Source organism: uncultured Fibrobacter sp. (assembly GCF_947166265.1).
Classification (GTDB): domain Bacteria; phylum Fibrobacterota; class Fibrobacteria; order Fibrobacterales; family Fibrobacteraceae; genus Fibrobacter.
The window spans coordinates 1-22,460 of the sequence record NZ_CAMVDO010000041.1 but is presented as its reverse complement, the minus strand read 5'-3'; the positions used below and the strand labels follow the sequence as shown (position 1 = coordinate 22,460).

General features: G+C 43.7%; 27 protein-coding genes and 1 pseudogene. 18 read left to right on the top strand and 10 right to left on the bottom strand.

Features of this window, described 5'->3' with window-relative positions:
• Together Q0W37_RS13665 and Q0W37_RS13660 are read right to left on the bottom strand one after the other, a co-directional pair.
• Positions 1-235: pseudogene (locus Q0W37_RS13665) on the bottom strand (hypothetical protein); the annotation flags it as partial.
• A 130-nt stretch (positions 236-365) separates the two neighbouring features.
• Positions 366-2,543: an FISUMP domain-containing protein gene (locus Q0W37_RS13660; RefSeq protein ID WP_297702110.1), complete on the bottom strand. Its 2,178-nt coding sequence runs from the start codon at positions 2,541-2,543 to the stop codon at positions 366-368.
• Between the two features lie 1,173 nt (positions 2,544-3,716).
• On the opposite strand from Q0W37_RS13660, the gene Q0W37_RS13655 reads away from it, so the two are divergent.
• The 3 genes from Q0W37_RS13655 to Q0W37_RS13645 all read left to right on the top strand — a co-directional run bounded on the left by Q0W37_RS13655 (position 3,717) and on the right by Q0W37_RS13645 (position 7,933).
• Complete coding sequence (locus Q0W37_RS13655; protein WP_367186282.1) at positions 3,717-5,315, top strand: alpha-glucosidase; 1,599 nt, start codon at positions 3,717-3,719, stop codon at positions 5,313-5,315.
• Positions 5,316-5,431: 116 nt separating this feature from the next.
• On the top strand, positions 5,432-5,575 hold the full coding sequence (locus Q0W37_RS13650; protein WP_297702108.1) for a hypothetical protein: 144 nt from the start codon (positions 5,432-5,434) through the stop codon (positions 5,573-5,575).
• 60 nt (positions 5,576-5,635) lie between these two features.
• A complete protein-coding gene (locus Q0W37_RS13645) occupies positions 5,636-7,933 on the top strand; it encodes a glycoside hydrolase family 3 N-terminal domain-containing protein (RefSeq protein ID WP_297702107.1) in 2,298 nt (765 codons plus the stop codon).
• On the opposite strand, the gene Q0W37_RS13640 is transcribed toward Q0W37_RS13645, so the two are convergent.
• Together Q0W37_RS13640 and Q0W37_RS13635 are read right to left on the bottom strand one after the other, a co-directional pair.
• The gene (locus Q0W37_RS13640; protein WP_297702106.1) at positions 7,934-8,932 is read right to left on the bottom strand and encodes a HigA family addiction module antitoxin; all 999 of its coding nucleotides are present in this window, start codon (positions 8,930-8,932) and stop codon (positions 7,934-7,936) included.
• An 8-nt stretch (positions 8,933-8,940) separates the two neighbouring features.
• A complete protein-coding gene (locus Q0W37_RS13635) occupies positions 8,941-9,264 on the bottom strand; it encodes a killer suppression protein HigA (RefSeq protein WP_297702105.1) in 324 nt (107 codons plus the stop codon).
• Positions 9,265-9,377: 113 nt separating this feature from the next.
• Between Q0W37_RS13635 and Q0W37_RS13630 the strand changes: the two genes are divergently transcribed.
• Positions 9,378-9,785, top strand: coding sequence for a hypothetical protein (locus Q0W37_RS13630; RefSeq protein ID WP_297702104.1), 408 nt, complete (start codon positions 9,378-9,380; stop codon positions 9,783-9,785).
• Between the two features lie 155 nt (positions 9,786-9,940).
• On the opposite strand, the gene Q0W37_RS13625 is transcribed toward Q0W37_RS13630, so the two are convergent.
• Positions 9,941-10,300 carry a hypothetical protein gene (locus Q0W37_RS13625; RefSeq protein ID WP_297702103.1) on the bottom strand — a complete coding sequence of 120 codons (360 nt, stop codon included), beginning with the start codon at positions 10,298-10,300 and terminating at the stop codon, positions 9,941-9,943.
• An 82-nt stretch (positions 10,301-10,382) separates the two neighbouring features.
• On the opposite strand from Q0W37_RS13625, the gene Q0W37_RS13620 reads away from it, so the two are divergent.
• The 8 genes from Q0W37_RS13620 to Q0W37_RS13585 all read left to right on the top strand — a co-directional run bounded on the left by Q0W37_RS13620 (position 10,383) and on the right by Q0W37_RS13585 (position 13,771).
• Positions 10,383-10,682 (top strand): AbrB/MazE/SpoVT family DNA-binding domain-containing protein, encoded by a 300-nt coding sequence (locus tag Q0W37_RS13620; protein WP_367186280.1) that lies wholly within the window; start codon positions 10,383-10,385, stop codon positions 10,680-10,682.
• Positions 10,679-11,095 carry a putative toxin-antitoxin system toxin component, PIN family gene (locus Q0W37_RS13615; RefSeq protein ID WP_297702101.1) on the top strand — a complete coding sequence of 139 codons (417 nt, stop codon included), beginning with the start codon at positions 10,679-10,681 and terminating at the stop codon, positions 11,093-11,095. Before Q0W37_RS13620 ends, Q0W37_RS13615 begins: the two co-directional genes overlap by 4 nt.
• Positions 11,096-11,294: 199 nt before the next feature.
• The gene (locus Q0W37_RS13610) at positions 11,295-11,684 is read left to right on the top strand and encodes a hypothetical protein (protein ID WP_297702100.1); all 390 of its coding nucleotides are present in this window, start codon (positions 11,295-11,297) and stop codon (positions 11,682-11,684) included.
• Between the two features lie 63 nt (positions 11,685-11,747).
• Positions 11,748-12,179 carry a hypothetical protein gene (locus tag Q0W37_RS13605; protein ID WP_297702099.1) on the top strand — a complete coding sequence of 144 codons (432 nt, stop codon included), beginning with the start codon at positions 11,748-11,750 and terminating at the stop codon, positions 12,177-12,179.
• 127 nt (positions 12,180-12,306) lie between these two features.
• Entirely contained in the window at positions 12,307-12,537 is a 231-nt protein-coding gene (locus Q0W37_RS13600) for a DUF3791 domain-containing protein (RefSeq protein ID WP_297702098.1), read from the top strand.
• Positions 12,521-13,081, top strand: coding sequence for a DUF3990 domain-containing protein (locus Q0W37_RS13595; RefSeq protein ID WP_297702097.1), 561 nt, complete (start codon positions 12,521-12,523; stop codon positions 13,079-13,081). Before Q0W37_RS13600 ends, Q0W37_RS13595 begins: the two co-directional genes overlap by 17 nt.
• Positions 13,072-13,305: a hypothetical protein gene (locus Q0W37_RS13590; RefSeq protein ID WP_297702096.1), complete on the top strand. Its 234-nt coding sequence runs from the start codon at positions 13,072-13,074 to the stop codon at positions 13,303-13,305. The genes Q0W37_RS13595 and Q0W37_RS13590 overlap by 10 nt, the downstream gene beginning before the upstream one ends.
• Positions 13,306-13,399: 94 nt before the next feature.
• A complete protein-coding gene (locus Q0W37_RS13585; protein WP_297702095.1) occupies positions 13,400-13,771 on the top strand; it encodes a hypothetical protein in 372 nt (123 codons plus the stop codon).
• Positions 13,772-13,959: 188 nt separating this feature from the next.
• Here Q0W37_RS13585 and Q0W37_RS13580 read toward each other — a convergent pair whose 3' ends face one another.
• Positions 13,960-14,289: a hypothetical protein gene (locus tag Q0W37_RS13580; protein WP_297702094.1), complete on the bottom strand. Its 330-nt coding sequence runs from the start codon at positions 14,287-14,289 to the stop codon at positions 13,960-13,962.
• A gap of 227 nt (positions 14,290-14,516) precedes the next feature.
• Between Q0W37_RS13580 and Q0W37_RS13575 the strand changes: the two genes are divergently transcribed.
• The gene (locus Q0W37_RS13575) at positions 14,517-15,662 is read left to right on the top strand and encodes a hypothetical protein (protein ID WP_297702093.1); all 1,146 of its coding nucleotides are present in this window, start codon (positions 14,517-14,519) and stop codon (positions 15,660-15,662) included.
• A gap of 105 nt (positions 15,663-15,767) precedes the next feature.
• On the top strand, positions 15,768-16,604 hold the full coding sequence (locus Q0W37_RS13570; RefSeq protein ID WP_297702092.1) for a site-specific integrase: 837 nt from the start codon (positions 15,768-15,770) through the stop codon (positions 16,602-16,604).
• A 77-nt stretch (positions 16,605-16,681) separates the two neighbouring features.
• Here the strand turns inward: Q0W37_RS13570 and Q0W37_RS15460 are convergent, their stop codons facing one another.
• Positions 16,682-16,867 carry a FaeA/PapI family transcriptional regulator gene (locus Q0W37_RS15460; protein WP_367186281.1) on the bottom strand — a complete coding sequence of 62 codons (186 nt, stop codon included), beginning with the start codon at positions 16,865-16,867 and terminating at the stop codon, positions 16,682-16,684.
• 98 nt (positions 16,868-16,965) lie between these two features.
• Between Q0W37_RS15460 and Q0W37_RS13565 the strand changes: the two genes are divergently transcribed.
• Genes Q0W37_RS13565 through Q0W37_RS13555 form a run of 3 tightly spaced genes read left to right on the top strand, consistent with a single transcriptional unit; the run spans position 16,966 to position 17,881 of the window.
• Complete coding sequence (locus tag Q0W37_RS13565; RefSeq protein ID WP_297702091.1) at positions 16,966-17,178, top strand: DUF3791 domain-containing protein; 213 nt, start codon at positions 16,966-16,968, stop codon at positions 17,176-17,178.
• Positions 17,175-17,651, top strand: a complete 477-nt coding sequence (locus tag Q0W37_RS13560; protein WP_297702090.1) for a DUF3990 domain-containing protein — start codon at positions 17,175-17,177, stop codon at positions 17,649-17,651. Before Q0W37_RS13565 ends, Q0W37_RS13560 begins: the two co-directional genes overlap by 4 nt.
• Positions 17,648-17,881: a hypothetical protein gene (locus Q0W37_RS13555; protein ID WP_297702089.1), complete on the top strand. Its 234-nt coding sequence runs from the start codon at positions 17,648-17,650 to the stop codon at positions 17,879-17,881. Before Q0W37_RS13560 ends, Q0W37_RS13555 begins: the two co-directional genes overlap by 4 nt.
• Positions 17,882-17,883: 2 nt before the next feature.
• On the opposite strand, the gene Q0W37_RS13550 is transcribed toward Q0W37_RS13555, so the two are convergent.
• Positions 17,884-19,656 carry a hypothetical protein gene (locus Q0W37_RS13550; protein ID WP_297702088.1) on the bottom strand — a complete coding sequence of 591 codons (1,773 nt, stop codon included), beginning with the start codon at positions 19,654-19,656 and terminating at the stop codon, positions 17,884-17,886.
• Between the two features lie 424 nt (positions 19,657-20,080).
• Positions 20,081-21,517, bottom strand: a complete 1,437-nt coding sequence (locus tag Q0W37_RS13545; protein ID WP_297702087.1) for a sulfatase-like hydrolase/transferase — start codon at positions 21,515-21,517, stop codon at positions 20,081-20,083.
• A 177-nt stretch (positions 21,518-21,694) separates the two neighbouring features.
• On the opposite strand from Q0W37_RS13545, the gene Q0W37_RS13540 reads away from it, so the two are divergent.
• On the top strand, positions 21,695-22,015 hold the full coding sequence (locus Q0W37_RS13540; RefSeq protein WP_297702086.1) for a hypothetical protein: 321 nt from the start codon (positions 21,695-21,697) through the stop codon (positions 22,013-22,015).
• Positions 22,016-22,083: 68 nt separating this feature from the next.
• Here the strand turns inward: Q0W37_RS13540 and Q0W37_RS13535 are convergent.
• Positions 22,084-22,460, bottom strand: a 377-nt coding sequence (locus Q0W37_RS13535) for a type II secretion system protein (RefSeq protein ID WP_297702085.1), incomplete at its 5' end; no start/stop codon positions are given.

The following is a 22,460-nucleotide window of genomic DNA, read 5'->3' as shown; positions in this document are numbered from 1 at the left end:
GCCCCTGAATTTCGTTATTCTCTTTCAAGGCGAGAGCGTATACCTCAACTTCTTTGGGAACATCAATCCAATTGATTCCCCATCCATCCTTTTCCTTGAACTTTCTCAGAAACGAGCGGCTCTCAATCTTGAACACAACAGTTTCCTTGATTTCACCCGTTTGGGTATCTTTGAGGCAAGGGACAATGTCATCCAGCCAAATATCAACACAGCCGCTATTCAGCGTATCCTTCATCTTTTACTCCTTCCGCCTACAAGCTAAAAAAGGCGGGGCTTTACGGTTCAACGTTCAAAGCGTCAAACTACACTTTTGAACACTACAAATATAAGTTATCGGAAAACTATTGTCAAGAGGAGTACGAAAACTATTTAGAAGCATCCTTTAGACATCGTATCGAATATCCTTGTCCCTTGTTATAGACATCTTCAAAACCTGCGAATTGATTTCCAACATACCAACGATAAATTCTTTCACCATCTTTCGTTGAGCTCCAAAAAAAGGCATCGCTAGGATAAAACTTTTTTTCATTATAACTTCCTGCAGGAACAATTGACAGACTATATTCATCTGCAGCATTGGGCCAAAGATTATTTGCCTGAATAGCATAAGGTTTACCTCCAACAGTTCTGTAAAGAGTTTTCCATTCTAGACTATCCGGCAAATGCCAACCTTCGGGACAAATGCCACGAACAGGATATTGCGGGACACATTCTGTATTATTATTACCACAACCTTTACCACTATTCGAAAAAGTCCCCAAAGCATCCATCGCCGCTGACCACGTATAAAGTCGGCCATATAATTCACAATTACTACTGTCATTATCATAGCACCAGCTATTGGCTAATAGCCGCGAATCAGAATAATTCAAATTTTCAGCCATCCAAATTTGATCTTCGATTTTCACAGCACGATATATTTGATTGTCTCTGAGATCTTTAAAGTAGTGATAATTTGAGTTTATTTCACCTTCCACAAATTCACCAGGTTCAAATTTCTGATTTTTCGTATTTACAATTTTCGTATCTTGCCACATTTCATCTACGCACGTAGCCCAAACAAAAAACTCGGTGTTTTGTTTTTCTTTGGTACACAAACCCATATACTTTTCGGGAAGATTTAGATCCCTAAATTTCCCATCTTTTTTGTCACACACAATGGTAATCGAATCATACCAAACGGGGTTTCTACCATAACCAACATCATAGCTGATTTTATAATAGGTTTTCATCCAGCTCGATTCTACATTTTCACAAAACTCTTTACTAATAAATTCATATTTTTCTAAAGATCGAAATTTCCCAGTTTTCGCATCACACGCTAATGCAGCAACAGAATCCCTTCCATTTAATGTTGTCGGCATCTTCAAAATCCAGCTAGATTTTTCAGCATCGCATTTTTCCCCTCTTAACATATAGTCATTCAACAATTTCTTACAAGAGAACACTTCAAAACCAAATGCTTTTGCAATTTTTTTATCGATACTCGGATATATTTTACAATTTCTAACAAGATCCGCAATATCAAAATCACCTTTTGACGAATACTTCTGTTTCATTTCATCAACTGCATCTTTTTCTTTAGGGTTATCTAAATATTTTGACAACAAAGTGAAATTTTCCCACCATTCATCATCCATTTCATACCATTTGACAGCTAACAAATTCTTCCTGATTCCCATCATTTCGTATTTTAGCGGAAAAACAAGTTCCTTTCTTTTTACAGTTTTCTTGACATCTTTAATCATTTTTCCACTTTTACATTTCTTTTCAGCATCTTTGACTGCTTCATGTAATTTTTTCACACATGTATTGATAGCCTGCTTAGTTCCATTAAACGTGCAATAACCAAAAGGAAATTCAAAAGTACCTGTCGCATTCTGCTTGGCACCAATAGCCAATGTTTGCATTTGCTCAAAGTCCCTAAGGTTGAACAGACACTTATCCTTCGGAATGGGTTCCTTAACAACGGTATCTTTTTCAACAACTCCTTCATATTTGATCAACTTCTTTTTATCAATTTTTCTTATAATTTCCATTTGCTCTTTGACATCATTTTTTTTAATGACAAACATCACACAATTATTCATTGTTTCAGCATTCAAACATAACCCCTTATCCTCCTTTATCCATTTATCAAACATCTTAGACACAGAGCCATCTCGCTTGAGAGCTCTATGCTCCTTCCATCGGCCACAAATTTTACCATCACCCATTTGCGAACTATTACATTTATTTTCGGCATATTCAATTTCAAAATTCGGATCAACAAAAACATTATTACCTTTATAGCCCTCTATTATTGCAAAAGGATCTTCTTTTAAAATACTTCCATAAACTTTTTCAGCATCCATTACACTTAATGAACCAGGACAATAAATGTCCTTCACACCAACCTTTTCTATTAGGTTTTTCGCCATTTTGTAGTCGCCGTTGTCAATTGCGTTTTTCAGACCCGGATGAACTTCGCCAGCCACAGCAATCGATAATGTCATAAAGACAACAGACAGCGAAATCAAGCACCTATTCATTATTTTAGCCATAACAGCCTCCATTATTTACACTGACGGAGTTTTTCCCCTGCGAGCAATAATTTTGTCGATTTTGAAATAATACAAAAAGGGCGCAGATCATTGCATTTACCTAGCCGAGGCTCTCGAATGCCTATACGTGATAAACGCAAACGACCCGCGCCCCCAAAGGGCTGTTGCCTTTGACCATACGGCCAAAGGCCGACTCAAAAGTCGGCATAGCAAACTGAAACACACCGCAACAACGGTATGTCTGCGCGAGCGTTCGCCTTGCTCTCACGTATGTGAAACTTCGAGATTTCGACTAGAGGGCAAGAGCAAAAACTCTTTTACCCTTAAAAATAATAAAAAAAACAAGCAAAACGCTCAAAAAGTTTACAAAAACGGGCGGTTTTATAAAGATAATGGTGGATTTTCGCAATTTTGTAATGTCTAAGGGGTATCTAGAGCGGGAGGATAGGCAAACCAAGGAGAGTTCCCCTTCTACAAGCCCCTTACGCAAACGAATTTGTCTATACAGTCTAGAATATATCCTTTGCACTGCGTATGGAGAATTTCGGTATTTTCTGAAAGATACTGAAGGGTTCCTGTTTTTCAAAAAAGAGCAACATCCGAAGTAGACTTTTTGGAGAAGTCGCGTATTCATCAACGCACCAAAAAGCCAAATTGCCCAAATATCGTCTTTTCGTCACCAAATAAGCGGGACAATTTTGTCTTGTAAAACTTAAAAACAGCCTCTGTCGCAGTCAAATGTTCCCGCAAGCAAATCTCGTTGCTTATTTTTGAAACTTTATACGGAATAAACAGTCAGACATTCTCTTGTGTAATTTCGGGGACCGCGATCTCTATATTACTTCCGTGATAAAGTTCCATACGCAACCTTTATTCTATAACATACAATTTCCCATTTATAAGCGTCATCTTGTTTAAAGTTTCTCACGCAAAACACTTCATTTTAAACTATCTTTGGGCCCGAGAAAGGAGCATTTTATGAAGCATTGGTTTGCTTTCTGTTCGACAGCAGCATTGGCTGCAACACTCGCCATTAACCTCACCTCTTGTGGGAAACAGGAAAACGCACCGGCAGCGCAAAAAAGCGCTAAGGCGGTGGAAAAGGGCGCAGGGGCCGCCCCGATAGAATGGTGGAAACAAGCCGTCTGCTACGAGATCTATCCGAACAGCTTTATGGATTCTGACGGGAACGGCACCGGCGACCTCAAGGGTATCACGCAAAAACTCCCCTACCTGGAATCGCTGAATGTCGGGTGCATCTGGCTTACGCCGGTGTACGCCTCGCCCATGGTCGATAACGGCTACGACGTTGCAGACTTCTACAAAATTAATCCGCTTTACGGCACCATGGAAGACATGGATTCGTTGATTGCCGAAGCCAATAGGCACCACATCAAAATCGTGATGGACCTAGTGTTCAATCACACATCCGATCAGAACGAATGGTTCCTGGAATCCAAGAAAAGCAAGGACAATCCCAAGAGCGACTGGTACATTTGGCGAGACGCAAAGCCCGATGGTTCCGCACCGAATAACTGGCGCGGCATTTTCGGCGGCTCCGCCTGGGAATGGAACGAAGACCGAAAGCAGTACTACCTGCACACCTTCGCGACCGCGCAGCCCGACTTGAACTGGGCTAATCTCGATGTGCGACAGGCCCTGTACGACATCACGAATTTCTGGATTAACAAGGGCGTGGGTGGTTTCCGAATCGACGCTATTCCCTACATCAAGAAACCCGCCGAAATGGCAGACGGCAAGCCCGATGGCGCAGATGGTATGGTCAGCATTCACGATATGACCGCCAATACCGATGGCATTCTCGACTACCTTTACGAATTTAGGCAAAAAACCGTCGCGGGCAAGGGCATCTTTACCGTCGCCGAAGCGAACGGAGTCGGCCCCGAATCGCTCAAGTTCTGGGTGGGCGACAACGGCGCATTCGACATGTTGTTCGAATTCAACCACCTGCCAGGAGGCGACATTTGGCACAAGGCAAAAAAGATTTCTATACCCGAACTCAAGAGCGCCCTTATCAACAGCCAGGTCGCCACGGCAAGCAACGGCTGGTATCCGGTATTCTTCGAGAACCACGACAAGCCACGTTCAGTCAACGCCTACTTTAGCGAAAAGGCAGACCACGCGCTTGCCGCAAAAGCGATGGGCACCCTCATGCTCACCCTCCGGGGAACGCCCTTTATTTACGAAGGTCAGGAAATCGGCATGACCAATGTCAAGTGGAACTCCGTCGAAGTTTACAATGATGTGAACACAAGGCCACAATACAATTTGGCTTTGCAGGAAGGCTATTCACCCGAGCAGGCGATTTCGTTCGTGCAGGCGTTCAGCCGCGACAACGCCCGCACCCCAATGCAATGGGACACGAGCACAAATGCGGGATTCACTACAGGCAAGCCCTGGCTTGCGCTGAACGAAAACTTCAAGACCGTAAACGCCCTCAGCGAAACAGAGGATTCCGCATCGGTATTGAATTGGTATAGAAAGCTCTCCGAAATTCGCAAGCAGCAAAAGGCGCTCACACAAGGGACTTTCACGCCGATTCTTGCCGATCATGCGCAGATTTTTGCATATAAGAGAATCTACACAAACGGGAACGAAAACGATACCGTCACCGTTCTTGTGAACATGAGCGAAACAGACGCTACTTATGACAGCACAATCGTAGCGGGCAGCAAGCTGATTATCTCGAATTACAGCGATACGGAACCCGGAAAAATGCGCCCCCTCGAAGCGGTGATATTCGCAAACTAGTTTTCCTATCTTTTTCACCATGGTCCGTAAGCGCAAAAAACACACCCCGATGAACAGCTCGCAAATGATGCAGGCGGTGCATTCCGAGGATACGAAGCCAGAAATACTTGTGCATCGTGCGTGACATCAAGACCAACTGGAAACTCTCGCTGATGGGTTACCGCGTGGCAACCGTCTGGGAATGCTCAATCAGAAGTGACTTCGGGCGAACTGTCGAGCGGGAAATATTGATGTTTTCGACCGTGCACAAGAATTTTTAACTTTTTTTACTATTCAGGTTAAATAAATATAGATTATATCCTATAAACCAGGGTAAAATCATGAACTTTTCCAAAGCAGTCATTTCCGCACTCGCCGCTTGTGCGATCGCACAGGCCAACATCACGGGAACCGTCATCGATGAATCCGGCACCCCGATCCACAACGCGGTAGCCACCATCAGAACGCTCCCGAGCCTGCTTTCCAATGCGCGGACACTCTCCGACGAAAAGGGCGTATTCGTATTCGACGACGCAAGCCTAAGCATAAAGAAAACAGCAACGCTCAAAAACGACCGTATTTTACTCAACGGGAAAAATGCCGTCCTGGAAATTCTCAACCTGAACGGGAAAGTCATCAAAAGCAAGAAACTCCATTCAAGCTCCGGTTCATATTCCATCCAAAACGCAACCAAGCTCACCGCCGGATTGCCCAAGGGAATGTACGTAATCGCCATCAACATAGACGGAAAGCGGACCCTCATCTCGAACGTCAGCACGACAGGTAACGGAACCGGGATTCTAAAAAAAGATACGGAACAAAGTCTTATCATCCGAAAGACAGGATTCCTTCCCGAGACCCTCAGCGTTGCCTCCACCCAAAAGGACTACGGCAAAATCACCTTAAAAAGAGACCCCGTCGAAACAAAAATCGATAATCTTCTTGCGAACATGTCCCTAGACGACATGATTGCGCAAATGACGCAGCCCATGGCGCCTACGGTAAGTTGCGGTAGCGCCGCCTGCGGTTCCGCCCTCGAAGGGGGCGGCAACTACACGGCAACGTTCTATTCAAAAGCGTGGAGCCAGACCATCCCCGTCATTTATGGCAAAGACAACGTTCACGGAATGGGCGACGTAAAAAACGCGACCATATTCCCGCATAACATCGGTCTTGGCGCCACGAGAGATTCCGCCCTGGTCCGCAAAATCGGCCAGGCAGTCGCAGAAGAAATGTGGGCCGCCCACATAGACCTGAACTTCGCCCCCGCAATCACCGTACCGCAAGACGAACGCTGGGGCCGTGTCTACGAAGGCTTCGGTGAAACCGCCGAACTCGTAGCAAGCCTAGGCGCCGCATACGTCCGCGGGCAACAGGGCGACCACTACAATGCAGAATGGCGAGTCATTACCACCATCAAGCATTTTATCGGTGACGGAGCGACAGACAATGGACAAGACCGCGGCAACGCCACCATGACCGACAAGGAACTCCGCGAAAAATACCTGCCGCCCTACGAAGCAGCCATCGAGCAAGGCGCCCTGAGCGTCATGGCAAGCTTCAACCAAATTAACGGAGTCCATCAGCACGTCGATTCCGCAAGACTTACCGGAATCCTCAAAACCGAACTCGGCTTCGACGGCTACGTCATTGCCGACTGGGAAGGTATCGAAAATTCAACAACGCCAGGAGCCGCCGGAGACTACTCCGGAACACTCACCGGCATATCATCGAAGGACGCCATCAAGAACGCGATTAACGCGGGAATCGATATGGCGATGGTGCCGCAATCGGCAACAACATTCATGAGTAACATGAAAACGCTTGTTCAGGCAGGGCAAATCAGCGAAGACCGCATCAAGGACGCCGTCCGACGAATCCTGCGCGCAAAAATCCGCGCCGGCAGAATCGACAATCCGAGCGGCCCCGCAGCGTACGTCGGCGTGACAGCGAACATCGGCAGCGCAGAACACCGAAAAATAGCCCGCGAAGCCGTGCAGAAAAGCCTGGTTGTCCTCAAGAACGAAAACATACTCCCCCTTTCGGCCACAGACAAAATATTCCTGACCGGAAGCCACGCCAACAACACCGGGCTACAGTGCGGCGGATGGACCCAAGGCTGGCTAGGCACAACCACGAGCGTTCCCGGCGCAACCTCCATCCAAGCGGGCTTTGACGAAGTCGCAAGCGGCGCTCGCGTCACCTCGGCCGAGGCAGCAGGCACCATCGTCTACGTTATTGGCGAAGCACCTTACGCCGAATGGTTCGGAGACTTCCGCTCCGGCGATTTCAACAACAAAGTTCTTTCCGAATCCTCTTACGAAGGCACCAGCTTCAGCAGCACCGACTCCTACATTTCGCAAATAAAAAGCTGGCAGGCCGCAGGCCATAAAGTCGCTGTTGTCTTTATCACCGGCCGCCCCCTCCCCATCACCTCGCTCATCGAAACCGCCGATGCATTCGTAGTCGCATGGCTCCCCGGCAGCGAAGGCGCCGGAGTCGCAGACGTACTCTTCGGCAAAGTCAAGCCGACAGGAAAGCTACCGCACACCTGGCCCAAAGACGCAAGCCAGATTCCAATCAACGAAGGCGACGGAAAAACCGGACTTTACCCGTACGGATACGGACTGACGTACTAACTACACCTGAAATCCTGCATCTACCATGCATTTCTGCGCGAAGCAATTTGCTTCGTCTTCCTTTTCGGGATGGTTATGCGTAATTTCAATGTTCTGCAGGCAAATTCCCTTCTTGCCATGATAAAGCACATGGGCCAGCTCGTGGAAAAACGTAAACCACATGGTTGCACGGTCCTTGAAACGGTCGTGAAGCTGGATAAGGGGAACATCCTTGTACCAGCGATACATGCCATAGATAGGGGCGCTCCTGAAGTTCTGTACAAACAGAACACGGATACCGATTTTACGGCATAGCTCCTGCAAGCCTGTCATGCAGTCATCAACAACTTCTGCCTCGGGCGTCCAATAGGTAATTTTCTTTTCACGCTTCGGCAACGTCTTATTTGCCGCCGCAAAAGCGATAATTTCAGGAAGAGCCACCTTCAGCCGCTTGCGGACGGGAATCTGCTCCTGTTTTTCCATCGGATCACGATCCGACAGAATCTCGCCTCGGCGAATCCAAGCTGACGTGGCATACGGATCCTTGACCTCGGCCAGGGATATACGAAAAGCCACTTTCAGCTGCGCTTTCTTATAATAGCTATCCCAAGCCTGCGGAGACGCCACGGCAAAGAATTTCAACAAAGGCATTAAAGACTTGCTTTCTTCTTTTTTTTGGAGCACCCATTCACGGACGTTAACCTCCGCAGGAAAGGACTTTTTCCAAAGGGACTGATCCGTCAACGAAGCCTTGATTTTTTCACGCGAAAGGAACTCGTCGTAAGCCATCTGACTACGCAACCAAAAACCCGCAGGGATTTCCGTAACCATTTCAAGTGAGATGGCCGATTCAGGCGTGATTCGGCAATTTCCCTGCAGAATATCATTTACCGCCTTGGGCGTGTACCCCATGCGTGCAGCCAGGTCATTCGCATCCAGGCCCATTTCTTCAAGTTTTTCAGCAAGATGGCGCCCCGGCGGGGTAACCACAGCCAATTCATCACATCTATATACCTGCATAAGTACTCCTACTTATGATAATCTACAATTTCTAGAATGGAAACAGTTTGTTCAACAATCAATCCAATGACATTTCCGTCGCTATTCATGACCGGTTTAAAGATAAGCCGATACGGATGGTCCAAATCACATGCCCATTGACCGGCTCGATCGCCGGTTAATTCGTGAAAACGTCCTGCCACGTTTTTCAAGGCGTCCAAGTCAACCGCTCTATGCAATGCATCTATTCTTGTCGAATATGCATCCGCTCGCCTTTGCCCCATTGTCCTCACCGCATAGGCCTTATCGCCTGCGCAACGAGCCAATTCCTTATCTGCGTACACAACCTGCATTTTGCATCCTCAAAATTTTAATATACCTATAATATACATTAAAATTTTAACAAAAGCAATAGGTATATCATTTTTACAAAAAGTTTTATATATTTCGATACAAGCGGAGTTTGATGTTCTACGCACTCGCACTACTCAACGTCTTTGTCGCAGCGATGGCCCAGATGCTCCTGAAAAAGGCCGCAACCTACGTGAAGTTGGCGGATGCTTACATTGCTGAAATTGGTGATACGCTTTCGTCATTTAAAGATATCGGTTACGAAATCAGCAACACCGCAAATTTCACATATACGGATTCCTGGGGTGCCAAAGCTGCTCTTACAACTAAGGCTGCATGGACAGCAACATCTGTAGTCGCACTTAATGATTGCGCTAAGGGAAAGACTTGGGTTCTGACCGCAAACCAGTCTTCAACCGGGAATGGCGCGGCCTGGACAACGGGTACCCTTGATGCCGAATGCAAGGCTCTTACGCCGCAGTTTGAGAAGCTGGCTAAGGGAACTGTTAAGTCGTCCAGCTAATTTTTCCTGAAGTCCATAAAATTCTTTTCAAAAGAAACCACCCGCAAGGGTGGTTTCTTTGTATATTACTATTTCTTCAATTTTTGATGCAGGTTGCTTTACGACGAAAAAGGCAGGACGTGAAGCCCTGCCTTTTAAAATTTAGGACAAACCGATTACGAACCTGCCTTGGTACCGATGTTTTCGAAGCTCGGAGTCAACGGTTTGCAGTTTGTTTCGTCCGAATAACCATTAGCGTAAGTCACACCAGTTGTCTTGCCTGTTACATTAATAGTCCAAGTAGAAGTTGCTGCACAGTCATTTAAAGCTGTCAGAGCGGCAGCTTTCCATTCGTCACCCGTTGGAGCTGCGCCTTCGGCCGTCAAATCAGTGGCGGCCGTCATGTCGCCAGAGTATTCAAAAACATTTGACTTGAATGAGCCGCCGCTCTGCTTTGTGCCAGGAGCAGTATAGCCGATATCCGTCCATGTACCGAGCTTGTTAGATTCTGCTGCGTAAGCATCCTGCAACTTCACGTAATATGTAGTGGATTTTCCTTTTTTTTTAAGAAAAAAGATAAATAACGTTTTTTTCTTTAGAGATTTCTTGACTTGAAAGATGTTTTTATTTATATTGAAAGTAAGAAAATCTTACGGAGGCTCTATGGAAACCTTGGAAATTACAAGTCTCTCAACAAAGGGACAGGTTGTCATTCCTAGAAACATTCGAAATCAATTGAACCTAGATATCGGGGACAAGTTGATTGTTGTTTGTGACGGTTCGAACATTTTGCTCAAGCCGGTACTTAAGCCCAGTATGTCCGAATTCAAGTCTCTTATTGAAGAGACTGACAAAATAACAGACGATCTATCTACGACTCCAGAAATGTTGAATGCATTCATCAAGGATAACCGATGAACGTTGTTATCGACACAAACGTCTTGATTTCGGGTATTTTTTGGAGCGGGGCGCCACGAAAATTTTTATCACTCGTTTTTCGACAGGATATAAAGCCGTATGCGACAATAGACATGATGGCAGAATATTGCCGTATCATAGACAAAATTGCCCAAAAACGCCCTGACATCGCAGCAAAATGGAAAAGCCAAATTGCAAAGGTAATGACCATTATCGAAAAAACTGAAACCGTTGATATATGCAGGGACCCCAAAGACAATATGTTTTTAGAATGTGCTGTCGCGGTGAACGCTTATTATTTGGTAAGTGGGGATTCTGATTTACTTGTTTTAAAGGAATTTAAGAAAATTCCAATCGTCACAGTAAATCAATTCTTTGACGCCCACCCAGAATATGAGATAACCGAAGTATAAAAAAATCTCAGTTATGCAAAAAAAAGAGAACCCCAACTGGAGTTCTCTTTTTAAGTTCTATTCGTGTTAATTATAGACTAATGCTAGAGAGCAAACGAACCCCTTTACCGATTTACGAAAGTGAATTTGGTGAAATCTCTTGTAGGCAATAGAAATAAAACCTGCCGTTTGAAGTAGCTTGCGACTCTGAGCAACCTACGTGAAGTTGCAGGACGCGTATGTCGCTGAAAAAGGAACGACCGTCGGTAGCTGGAAGCAAATCGGTTATTTGATGAATAATTCGAACAACTTCATTTACTGCGGAAAAGCGACTTGCGAAGATAATGACAACACTGACGGATACGGTAGTGCAACAGATATAACTACGGACGCTTTTACTGGAGCCTACTGGACTGCTCATAACAAGTCGACCTTGAACGACTGCGCCGCGGGCGACAACTGGGCGCTCTCCACTAAACCGAACTCGACCACAGGTGGCACGATTCTGTATGACGGCACCGTTAGCAATACGGGCACAAAACTGTGTGAACCCCTCACCGCTAATTTTGACAAGTTAATCACTGGAACCAAATCCACGGGATCTAACTAAAAACATCATCTTCCATCCCCGCCCAAACAAGGCGGGGATTTTTGTCTATAGGAGGAGTGCTTCATGACAACTATTATTGCACTTAAAGGGCGACAGCACTCTGGCAAGACGCCGACATTGAGATTACTAGAACAAGTTATTTGCAACAAATATACCGAAAGCGTAAAAATATTGCACGAAAAAAGGGATATTGGATGTTCCAAGGACATTTTTGTTGTTTTGGAAATCAATGGGTCGTTGACCGTTGGAATTTACAGTTTGGGAGATTACGCAGATGCGATAAAAGCGAATCTTCAAACAGCCATTTCAATGAAATGCGACATAGTATTTTGCGCATACAGAATTCACGGTAAAACAACTGACGCGGTCAAGTCATTTGAATCAAGCACCATTAAAGTCTCACTCATAAGGAAAATCTACGAATCCGACAAATTTAAGCAAGACCTTGCAAACAAGAAACAGGTTGATGATTTGATGAACCTGGCTCAGCTGTAGGTTGATTTGGTTCTGTTTATTTCTGAAGGTTTTTGAGTTTTCTGAGTGATGGTGTTAGGAGTGATTCATTGAAGCTAAGGGACTTACCCTATTGACTTTTTACGGCACATTATTTATTTTAGAGGGTATGAACGAAAATATGCAAATAACATACATGCAGGCTCGGCTAGTGCGGCTTGCGGCCGAGCAAGAGCATATTCCCATTCCCGAAATGGCCAAGGTATTTGATCGCTTTGGCGTATTCCGCTACATAAGGGACATGTGGGAGTTATTCCATATTGAAGGTGATTTTGCCGTACTCGAAGACATAAAACAATATCTTGCGGCTAGAGGAGTCCCAAATGTTCAGTCTGCATGAACCTGTCGTTTTGTATCACGGCAGCTTCTGTGAGGTCACCACCCCTGACCTGGAGCGGTGCGCCCGCTACAAAGATTTCGGTAAAGGTTTTTATTTGACAACGGACTTTGCCCAGGCGGAGGCTTTTGCTAAAATCACGGTACGAAAGTCCATTGCCAACGGGACTATTGCCCACACTCAAAATTACGGCATAGTCTCGCATTTCGAGTACACTCCGCGGGAATTGATGGTACATCTGTTTCCGACATCCGATACAAATTGGTTACACTGCATTGTGGCACACCGGATGTTTGGAGCTTTTCCAGACCTAATCGAGACATACCGTCAATACGATATCATTGGTGGAAAAATTGCAAATGACGCGACCAACATCACTTTGACAAACTACATGACTGGGGCATACGGCGTCATGGGAACAAAAACGGCAGACGACTTTTGCATTGGTCTGCTCCTTCCGGAGCGTTTGAAAGATCAGTATTGTTTCAGGACAACAAAAGCGCTTGCACAATTGAAATTCTTAAAAAGCACTCGCGTATGGATGTAAAAAGAGAACAGGTTCAGGCAGCTATTGAACAGATCGCAACCTTGGTTGTTGAATCCGTTGCTAAAAAGGAACGACTGGATTCGTCATTAGTTCTGGCGGATTTTCTCATATCGCAAACGGGACGCAAACTTTACGACGAATCTCTGAAATACTGGTGCGACGGCCCTTCGTACATCGAAGAAATGTACCGCAAAGAAAAAGGCTTCGAGTCACACTCAGCGTAAATGATCTTTAGCGTAATTAATATCACGCAAGATTCTTCGGCACAAACTACATTAGCAAGAGCTTTTCTATCCCCACAATTTCACCACATCCTACGTGAAGTTGCAGGATGCTTACGCATCTGAATCCAACCAGCTTGGAGGATGGACTTTGATTGGTTACACTGCTCCAGGTACAAAGAAGAGTGGCAACCAATATGAAACGACTAATTTCAGCTACACTTCCACACCTGCCGCCGATGCAACCGTCGCTTTAACCGAGGCTGGCGCAGCAATGGCGGGCGGCTGGATTGCAACTGCAAGAGTCGCATTGAACGACTGCAAAGCCAGTGAAACCTGGACGCTCAATGTCACCGGAAAAACTGATGGTGTGACTTACGCCAACGTTATGAGTGACGCGACGAACTGCACTCCGCTGACGCCGTCTTTTGCTCAAATCGGTACCAAGGCTGCTGCCTCCGGTGACTAATAAGCAAGCTTGCTTAACAATATTCAAAAGGGCTCCGCAAATGCGGAGCCCTTTTGCATGAAGAAAACCACCATTACGGGTGGTTTCTTTACTTTACTCATTCATCGCAATATCAGTTGCTTGATTGCTATACGACGAAAAAGGCAGAGCGTAAAGCTCTGCCTTTTAAACTTTAGGCTACACCTAAATTACTGACCGATCTTATCGAAAGACGGAGTAAGTTGAGGACATGCCGTAGAAGCTGTATAAGAAAGACTATTGCCGTTAGTGTTGGCGGCTACAGCGATGTTCCAGTTACCCGCGCCGATTGCGCATTCGTTCAAAGCTGTATTATTTGATGCTGTCCAGCCGTTACCGCCTTGGAATTCACCAATAGCAGTCTCAGATGCTATAGATCCGGTATATGTGAAGTTTGTTGTCGTTCCCGTTGCACCTGCGGATGCGGCACCCGGAGCAACATAGCCAATCAGCGTCCAAGTTCCAACTTTGTTGGATTCAGACGCATATGCGTCCTGCAACTTCACGTAGGATGTGGCGAAAAATGTGCCGCTTTGCTTATTATCGAAATGGAAAGGTTTATGAAAATCTGGAGAAAAGACTACGATTATGTATATAACGACAGAAACTATATGAAATCATATATTTTCCGTCATTATGTTTTTTGAAGACTTATGCAAAAAATTAGCACTGCGAAAAATGAGCATCATTGACACCTTTTTCGAAATATTCTATATCATATACGGATATGCAAAATTTAATCTACACCCTTATAAATAGGGAAACGCCCCTTTGCGACTTCATCATCGAAGGTGAAGGTGAACTTGAATTTTGCAAAATCGTGAAAATATATGCCCCCCTGCCATTCTGGTGCGAAAATATTGATTCGTGGGTGGCGGATCGAAGTGCGGCCAAACACCGCAGCCACGTGAATAAAATATTGGAATTATGTGGTGGTAAAACAAAAAGCGGTTTTATAGCTCTTACGCATTGTCTCTCCTTGACTGACACTCTTTGGGTGAAAAGCGAACGCGAAAATGCGTCTTGGAAAGATCTCAATCTATATGAGAATCGCTTTGACGAAGTAATTTCGAGGCTGTCATTTGATGGAAACGGATTGTTTGGAATACAGATGTCGACAACGTCTCCTGAGCTCACAACCGATGGAACTTACGACAAATGTTGGTTGAACGAGAAAGACGGAATCCATCTTATAAAAACAGGTAGCTCGGGAGCAAGAAATGCCGGACTTGAACCGTATGGCGAAGTTCTTGCAAGTCAGGTTTTTGAAAAAATTTGCAGTTCAGTAAAATACGTTTTAAAAAGATATGATGGTCGAATTGTATCCGATTGCAAAATTTTCACAAGCCAAGAATTTGGTTATCGACCGATAGCGCTGTTTTACAAAGAACGGTTGACGCTTCCTAAATTGCTTGAAATTTACCGCGATTTTAATTGCGAAGACGAATTCCGCCGAATGGTCGTGGCGGATTGCATTACGTTGAATTCTGATAGGCACTTCGGAAATTTCGGTTTCCTAGTAAACAACGAAACTTTTGAGCGCATCGCGTTGAATCCGTGTTTTGACTTCAATATGGCGTTTGTCCCTCTCGCCGAAGACGGCTTCGATTTTGGGGTGCGCGCAGATGGATCAAAACCAGACTTTGACAATTACCTTTCCAAACGAGGTCCCGTAATCGGCAGCGACTATGTCGCCCCCGCCCGTGCAATTCTCACGCCCGAAATCAAGAAATGCGTGGAAGAAATTCGCGAGACTACGTTAGCAATCCCTTGCGACGAAAAATTCACCGAAAAACGGCTTGCACAGATGAATATGATAAAGAATGTTCAGTGCAATCGGATACTCGGATTTGATGCAAAGTGGGAATTTTAAATTTCCATCTGAGCAATTTAGATTAACCCACTCAAACAAAATCTTTATAAATTAGCGCCCTCTTGTAATGTTTGCAAGAGGGTAATTGTTTTATATGGAGGCTGTATGCTATTTTTTGACGAAGCGCAAAGGTATCTTGAACAGGACAAAGAGAATCTTGCGCCACTGACTGCACGAACTTATTATTGGAATCTCAAAAAAATACAGTATTTTAGGCCCGATCTGGACTGTTCCGAAATTAATGCGCAACTGATTCGTGACTTTAGGCAACATCTGCAGGAGCTCGGGAACAAGCCAAATACTGTAATCAAGGCCCTTTCTGTTCTTAGAAATTTCACACAGAAAATGCTTGCCGACGGATTGATTAGCGAAAATCCATTCGAGAAGCTACGTGTCGGGCGCGCATATACGCAACGGGGTTTTCTTACTACCAATGAGCTAAAGAAACTTTATCTGAATTTTCAGGACAGAAGGCGCTTTCTTACGGAGACGGAACAGGATGTAATGCGTGTATTCTTGTTTAGCTGTTTTACCGGATTGCGTTACGGTGATTTACGTTCGCTCGACGCCTCCGAGATTTTCGATTGGAAAATTCGTAAACAGATGCACAAAACCGGAGATCCTGTCTATATTCCTATTCCGCTCCAGGCGAGGCTCTTGTTGCCCGAAAAAATGGAAGCCGGTCGAGTATTTCGCGTTGTCGAAAATTCGCATTTTAATAGAACTCTACGCAGTGCCGCGAAAAAACTCGGCTACCACAAGCACATTCATTGCCATTTGGCAAGACACACCTTCGCAACGACATGTATCACGCTCGGTATTTCTCTGCCTGCGACAAGTAAGCTGCTCGGCCACCGAACCGTAGAGACGACTCTGATCTACGCAAAATTCGTCGACCCGTTCCTCGACAAGGAAATGAAGAAATTTAAAAGATTAGGGTAAAGCGAATATGACAAAAGGCTCTGCAAAATGCGGAGCCCTTTTGAGAATGCTTCACGTAGGTTGCACGGAGTCGCGGCTTACTTCAAACGGTAGGTTTTATTTCTATTGCCGCCAAAAGATTCCACCAGATTCGCTTTCACAAGGCGGTAAAGGTATTCCTTTGTTTGCGTTATGCTTAATCCGATGTATTTGGCGGTTTCCTTGGTCGAAACAGTGCCGTTACTCTTGATGAATCCAACAATTTGGCGTTCAACATCGTTTATCGTCGGTTTTTATGTCTGCAGGGCCTTTTATCGTCGGTTTGTCGTCGGTTCGCCAGACGACAACCTTGAACAGACATCTTTTTGTTATATTTCTTGACATGGACAAGCAAATCTCATGGACTGTTGCAGCAATTAGCGAATTTGCGAAGGCAAAGGCGCTTTCTGTAAAGCAGGCGTTCAACTATCTGAGCCTGTTTAAGGGCATCGACTTTTTGCAGGCTCACTATGGTGCGGAGCATTTGCTTTCTTTCGATGATACAGTCGAAGATTTGACAGCCATATGTCAAAGGAACGGAGGGCAGATCCAATGAATTTGTTTCATGGTTCCAATTGCGACATTAAAAACATTGACCTTGCCATGTGCAAGCCTTACAAGGATTTCGGCCAATCTTTTTACCTGACAACAATTTTGACGCAAGCTCGCGAAATGGCCCGCAAGGTTGCGGAAAGATTCGGAGGAAATCCAGTTGTAAATGAGTTCATTTTTGATGACAATGATTTATCGTCCTTAAAAGTCAAGGTGTTCCCGGAACCAAACCAGGAATGGGCCGAATTTGTAATGGCAAACCGAAGTCGAACGATTAGTCATCCGGCCGACCAATACGACCTGATTGTCGGTCCTGTAGCAAATGACGACATTGCAACATTGTTCAGAACTTTTGATTTAGGCGTCATAAAAATAGATGAATTGGTTCAAGGCTTAAAATCGAGGAAATTAAATAATCAATATGCCTTCCGCACAGAAAGAGCCATTGCATTCCTGCAGAAAAAGGGGAATATATGACAGCAAAGCAAAAATTCCTGGTAGAGGGCATTGTCTGTGATATGGCCAAGTGGCTGATGGAAGATCGCAATCTTTCTTTGCAAAACGCTCTAGGACTTATATACAACTCGAAAATGTTTGAACAACTACAGAATCCAGCAACAGGCCTTTGCTCAGAAAGTTCCGCCTATAATTACGATTTGCTGGATTCTGAATTAAAAAATGGTAAAATTGTTCAGACAGAAGTCTGAACTCATTTTATCCTTGGGCACCCGTACAAGTTAATTGTTTCAGACTCACTCATTTTATAAGTATCTTCTTTAGGTAATTCTTTAAATTGCAAATTAGAAACAAGATGCGAAATTTCTTTGATTGAACAGAGAAAGGTTACACGGTCCAGCAGTGTATCTCTATTTGAAAGTGATTCTTTAACAAATGTTTTCCAGTCGCCTCTCTTCGCAATAAAACCACGTTGCTTTTTAAAAAAGAGATAATTAAGCCGTTTACGTTCTTCTTCAAATTGTTTTTGAAAAAGAGCTTCTCCAATAGGCGTTGTTTCGCTAAAGTAGCTTCCCGTTAAAAATTGTGTGCGAGATTCGTCAACATAATCACCTTGCACATAATAAAACATTCTGCCCCTATTGGAAATTTGAGGAAAAATTGTTGTATGCCTAAAGTTTTCTAAATACGAATCAGACTTTCTTAGAGATTCACTTCTTTTATCATAGCTCTCAATAGCTGGTATTGACAGGCCGATAATGCAAGATATCCCTGCCACCCCTAGAACAACTTTAGGCAATTTTAAGAAATACAATGTATAGAAAATTAAAATCGGAACGAGGTAAACCGCAGAATTCTTAATTTGCGAAGGGAAACCAAATGTAATCTGAGTTTCACGTAATTCCGAATTGAAAAATCCATCCCAAAAGCAAATTATCAAAATTGCAATCAACAAAAAAAGCTTGATTCTTTTGTTGAAATATAAATAACAGCCCATTAACGCCATTGGCAGTAGCTGAAATTGTGGCATCAAGCAATAGAGCAAAAGTACAGTTATACAAAAAGTATTAAAATTAAAATACTTTTTCGACGCCGCAATTCTTCGTGCGCAATAAACGATTATACACCAGAGCCACATAAATTGCAATAAAAGTAAATTATCCGTACTTTTATACAAGTCGACATATTCAATCAGTCCTAATGAAGAACCACCTTGCAACATAGTCTTCATATATTCTTGAAATCCCGCCGATAAAACGCAAAAAACTGTTAGAACAAACAAGGACAAAAACATATTCCATTTCTTTGTCGACATCATTAAAAGAATAATCGCCACAATCAAGCAGAAGGAACAGGGAGCAGGCATAAAAGACGCAAACGCAATCAATAAAAGTGATACGTGTTTTGTGGTAAAGATAAAATGTTTTTGACGTCGCATTTGTTTCAGCTGTTCATAAATGATGTATACAAAAGTAGGCATAGCAAGAATAAAAAACATCCACTCTATTCGCCATGCTTGAATCTGATAAATAAGGATGAGTTTTTCAACATGCCCCACAGCAGACCAAATAAATCCAATGATAAAAACTGATGATGTCGCCTTTGAAAATTTCAGTAAAAAATATGATTGGGTAAATTTGGGGACAAACACACCAAAAAATAAAACCGCAAGAAATTGACGCCATAGCATCAAATAAGTAATAGGATGGTCGTGTGTGCAATTTCCCCAATCCGCTGGATAAATATCAAATGGTCCCGTGTGCAAAACAAATGTAAAGGGAAGTAATGCAGAAAGGGCGACTATAATTTTCCGTGCTTTAGGGTAATAAAAAAAGATCCACAAAGGCAACAACCAGCCTGCAGTAAGGGGATGCAAGCAGGTTCCAAACAAAATTATCCCTAAACAGAGCCATTTCTTTTTTGCAAATAAAAGTCCCAGTCCCAAAATAGCAATAGAGATTGCATAGAATCTCGAGACATTGCAAACTTCAACAAAATAAAAGAAAAAAGACCGAGAATTGGGCATATTGTCGCCAGAATACAATATGAAAGTAAGAAACAGGGGAACAAAATAAAGTCTTATATTCAGCCTCCTTGTAAATTGACTGATAAAATAAAAAGCGACGCAAAACCACAAAAAATGACCGAATAAAGTCAGATAAAACGTTCCTGAATCAATTGGGAACACCTTTATGACAAGACCGTATAGAGTCGAAAAAATACTGTAGCTATCCTGATTGCCAAACATAAATGGCGGATCATTCACAAATCTATCCGGTTGCCAATTGTGAACAACTTGTGATAGGTAAAGTCTCGCGTCGCCAACAATTCCTTTATAATGATGCAAACAGAAAAAAAGTGGCAACCCCAATACAAAGGGAAGCCACCTATTCCTTAACAAAGTGATTGTGGAATCAAAGAAAAATTTTGATTTAATGAAATGCATTAAATTACCTATTCAATACAATCATTGATACCCATTTGTAATAAAATGACTGCACAAAATCAACATTCGCAAAAGCGCCCATCGGACGATGATCTCCTCGAATAATGAACGTATATTCTGGATGACGTTTTGCCAGCCAGACAATGCGTTTTGCGGAGTTCTCCTGAAGCGTAAAGAACGTACAGTCAACATCCGACAAATCAAACAACTTGCAAGCGGATGATTTTTCTTTTACAGTCGCCTTTTCGTATGGCGGGTGGGAATCAAGTGTAGTCCAATAAATAAATTTCGGTACGGAATCTGCCAGCAGGGAATCCATGTAGTTCACTAAAGCGGAATCGCAAATACCGCTAAAGCCATAATTGCACTTTGATAGATTTCGCTTTTCTAAGTCTTCCCTAAACAACAGGCTGTCAAAACCAAATTTTTCGTAATTCGCTCTGCGTTCGTAAAAACTCCCATTATAGCCGTGTAAATACCAAGTCTGCAAACCGTTAGCTTTGAATTTTGCCGGAACTGCTGAGCGATTTGAAATGCCTTTCAAAGTGTTAAAATCTTCCCACTCGGCACCTTGCGTATGACTAGCATTTCGAAAAAATAAACCCATAAAATCAGGATTTACGTCAGCATAAGTGGAAAACAAGGCCTTGTCATAGTCAACGGACTTGTTCACACCATAACTTTCCACCAGAATCATCACAGTTGGTTTTGAAAAATCTGCTATAACGGGAACCGCAGAATCCCATTGGGCGAGTTCTCGCTTTATGTCCTCTTGTAAATAGGAATTTTGCCCAATAATTCCTGGTGTAAAAAGTTGCCAGAACCAAGTTTTTACCGGATACTCCATTATAGGTTGACGGTTTTGAAGTTGGTTTATTCCAAAGTTCAAGCTCACGGCTGCAACTAACATGCCAAATGCAACCGGATGCGGAATTTCAAGGCGATTTGCACCCCACAGAATTTTTCTCGCGTAAAAATATTGGAGTGCAACAACTCCTGTTGGCAAAGCAATAAAGAGTACTGGCCCCCACCAGAAGAATTTAGCAAGGCCCCATACATCCGAAAGTTTCAAGACGAATGTGGAATAGAAAAAATTTCCGCAATCTGCAATAAATAGGAATAATGAAAATAAGACAAATACGGGCGACAAATATTTCTTTTGCCGAGGAACGAATGATGCGGTAAAAAAAATCGCTAGATAAACACCTGCAACGGCAAAGCCGACAATCGAATTGTCATAAATTGCATACGCAAAAATCGCTATTAAAAAAGGCAATTTCCAAAGAATTTTTCCATATGGCAAAGTCAATGCAAGTAATAGGAAAAATTCTTCAGCCGAGAAAAATCCATGCAATAGTGGCGAATCAAAAAATTGACACGCAAGGTAAGGAACCAAAGTCGCGAGAATCGAGATAAAAAACAACGTTAAAGAATTCTTCATGGTTTGTCTGGAGATATTATTCCACTTTTACGTATTTTTTTGTCGTCCAATGTTTTCGAAAAGGAACGCTTATTCAAAATTACAGCAACATTGTATTATGTGTAAAGATCACAACGGTTTAATTTCTCACTTACTTTTAAACCTGATTTATTTTTCCCTATTGGCACCATATCCTACGTGAAGTTGCAGGAAGCTTATGCTGTTGAACAGAATAAGCTTGGCAATTGGTCTGAAATCGGTTATAAGGATCCGTCTGGAAGCTCTGCAGGTGGTTCTACGTCCAATTTCACCTACACTAGTGCGGAAACTGCTGGTGCTTGGGGTGCATACAATAAAGTCGGCATGAACGATTGTGCGATTAACACTTCTGCCGTTTGGACTGTGTCATCCGAATTTACAGCTTCTACAGGAAACGTTGTTTCCACTCCGGCTGTTTCGGTTGATGCGTGCAAAAATCTTACCCCGAACTTCTGCGCTATCGGCGCTGGTTGCTCGTAGTAGAGTCTCTTAATTAAAAAAAACAGCTCTCTCTTCACGAGAGAGCCATTTTATTTTTCACGTTTTAATTACTTGCCAATCTTGGTGAAAGACGGAGTAAGTTCTCCACACGTGGTCTCAGCTTCATAAGTCAAGCTGTTACCGTTAGACGCGGCTTCCACCTTGACAGTCCACGATCCCTGGTCTTTCACGCATTCATTCAAAGCAACGATGTTCTGGGCTTTCCACGCATCAGCCTGAGCGGACATTCCGGTAATATCCTGATCCGAAGAAATAGATCCCGTATACGTGAAATTTGTCGTGGTGCCAGTGACACCTGCAGACGTCGCACCCGGGGCAACGTAGCCGATATTCTTCCAAGTACCAGCCTTGTTGGATTCAGATGCATAAGCGTCCTGCAACTTCACGTAGGTTCCTGCGGCAGGGCCGACTTCGGAAGCCTTGG

Excerpts from the sequence above, each read along its gene's own strand:
- Q0W37_RS13600 (WP_297702098.1), top strand. The coding sequence starts at position 12,307 with ATGAACGAAAATATGCAAATAACATACATGCAGGCTCGGCTAGTGCGG.
- Q0W37_RS13630 (WP_297702104.1), top strand. The coding sequence starts at position 9,378 with ATGTTCTACGCACTCGCACTACTCAACGTCTTTGTCGCAGCGATGGCC.
- Q0W37_RS13620 (WP_367186280.1), top strand. The coding sequence starts at position 10,383 with ATGTTTTTATTTATATTGAAAGTAAGAAAATCTTACGGAGGCTCTATG.
- Q0W37_RS13655 (WP_367186282.1), top strand. The coding sequence starts at position 3,717 with ATGGATTCTGACGGGAACGGCACCGGCGACCTCAAGGGTATCACGCAA.
- Q0W37_RS13590 (WP_297702096.1), top strand. The coding sequence starts at position 13,072 with ATGGATGTAAAAAGAGAACAGGTTCAGGCAGCTATTGAACAGATCGCA.
- Q0W37_RS13555 (WP_297702089.1), top strand. The coding sequence starts at position 17,648 with ATGACAGCAAAGCAAAAATTCCTGGTAGAGGGCATTGTCTGTGATATG.
- Q0W37_RS13560 (WP_297702090.1), top strand. The coding sequence starts at position 17,175 with ATGAATTTGTTTCATGGTTCCAATTGCGACATTAAAAACATTGACCTT.
- Q0W37_RS13575 (WP_297702093.1), top strand. The coding sequence starts at position 14,517 with ATGCAAAATTTAATCTACACCCTTATAAATAGGGAAACGCCCCTTTGC.
- Q0W37_RS13635 (WP_297702105.1), bottom strand. The coding sequence starts at position 9,264 with ATGCAGGTTGTGTACGCAGATAAGGAATTGGCTCGTTGCGCAGGCGAT.
- Q0W37_RS13545 (WP_297702087.1), bottom strand. The coding sequence starts at position 21,517 with ATGAAGAATTCTTTAACGTTGTTTTTTATCTCGATTCTCGCGACTTTG.
- Q0W37_RS13640 (WP_297702106.1), bottom strand. The coding sequence starts at position 8,932 with ATGCAGGTATATAGATGTGATGAATTGGCTGTGGTTACCCCGCCGGGG.
- Q0W37_RS13565 (WP_297702091.1), top strand. The coding sequence starts at position 16,966 with ATGGACAAGCAAATCTCATGGACTGTTGCAGCAATTAGCGAATTTGCG.
- Q0W37_RS13550 (WP_297702088.1), bottom strand. The coding sequence starts at position 19,656 with ATGCCCAATTCTCGGTCTTTTTTCTTTTATTTTGTTGAAGTTTGCAAT.
- Q0W37_RS13660 (WP_297702110.1), bottom strand. The coding sequence starts at position 2,543 with ATGGCTAAAATAATGAATAGGTGCTTGATTTCGCTGTCTGTTGTCTTT.
- Q0W37_RS13570 (WP_297702092.1), top strand. The coding sequence starts at position 15,768 with ATGCTATTTTTTGACGAAGCGCAAAGGTATCTTGAACAGGACAAAGAG.
- Q0W37_RS13595 (WP_297702097.1), top strand. The coding sequence starts at position 12,521 with ATGTTCAGTCTGCATGAACCTGTCGTTTTGTATCACGGCAGCTTCTGT.
- Q0W37_RS13645 (WP_297702107.1), top strand. The coding sequence starts at position 5,636 with ATGAACTTTTCCAAAGCAGTCATTTCCGCACTCGCCGCTTGTGCGATC.
- Q0W37_RS13605 (WP_297702099.1), top strand. The coding sequence starts at position 11,748 with ATGACAACTATTATTGCACTTAAAGGGCGACAGCACTCTGGCAAGACG.
- Q0W37_RS13615 (WP_297702101.1), top strand. The coding sequence starts at position 10,679 with ATGAACGTTGTTATCGACACAAACGTCTTGATTTCGGGTATTTTTTGG.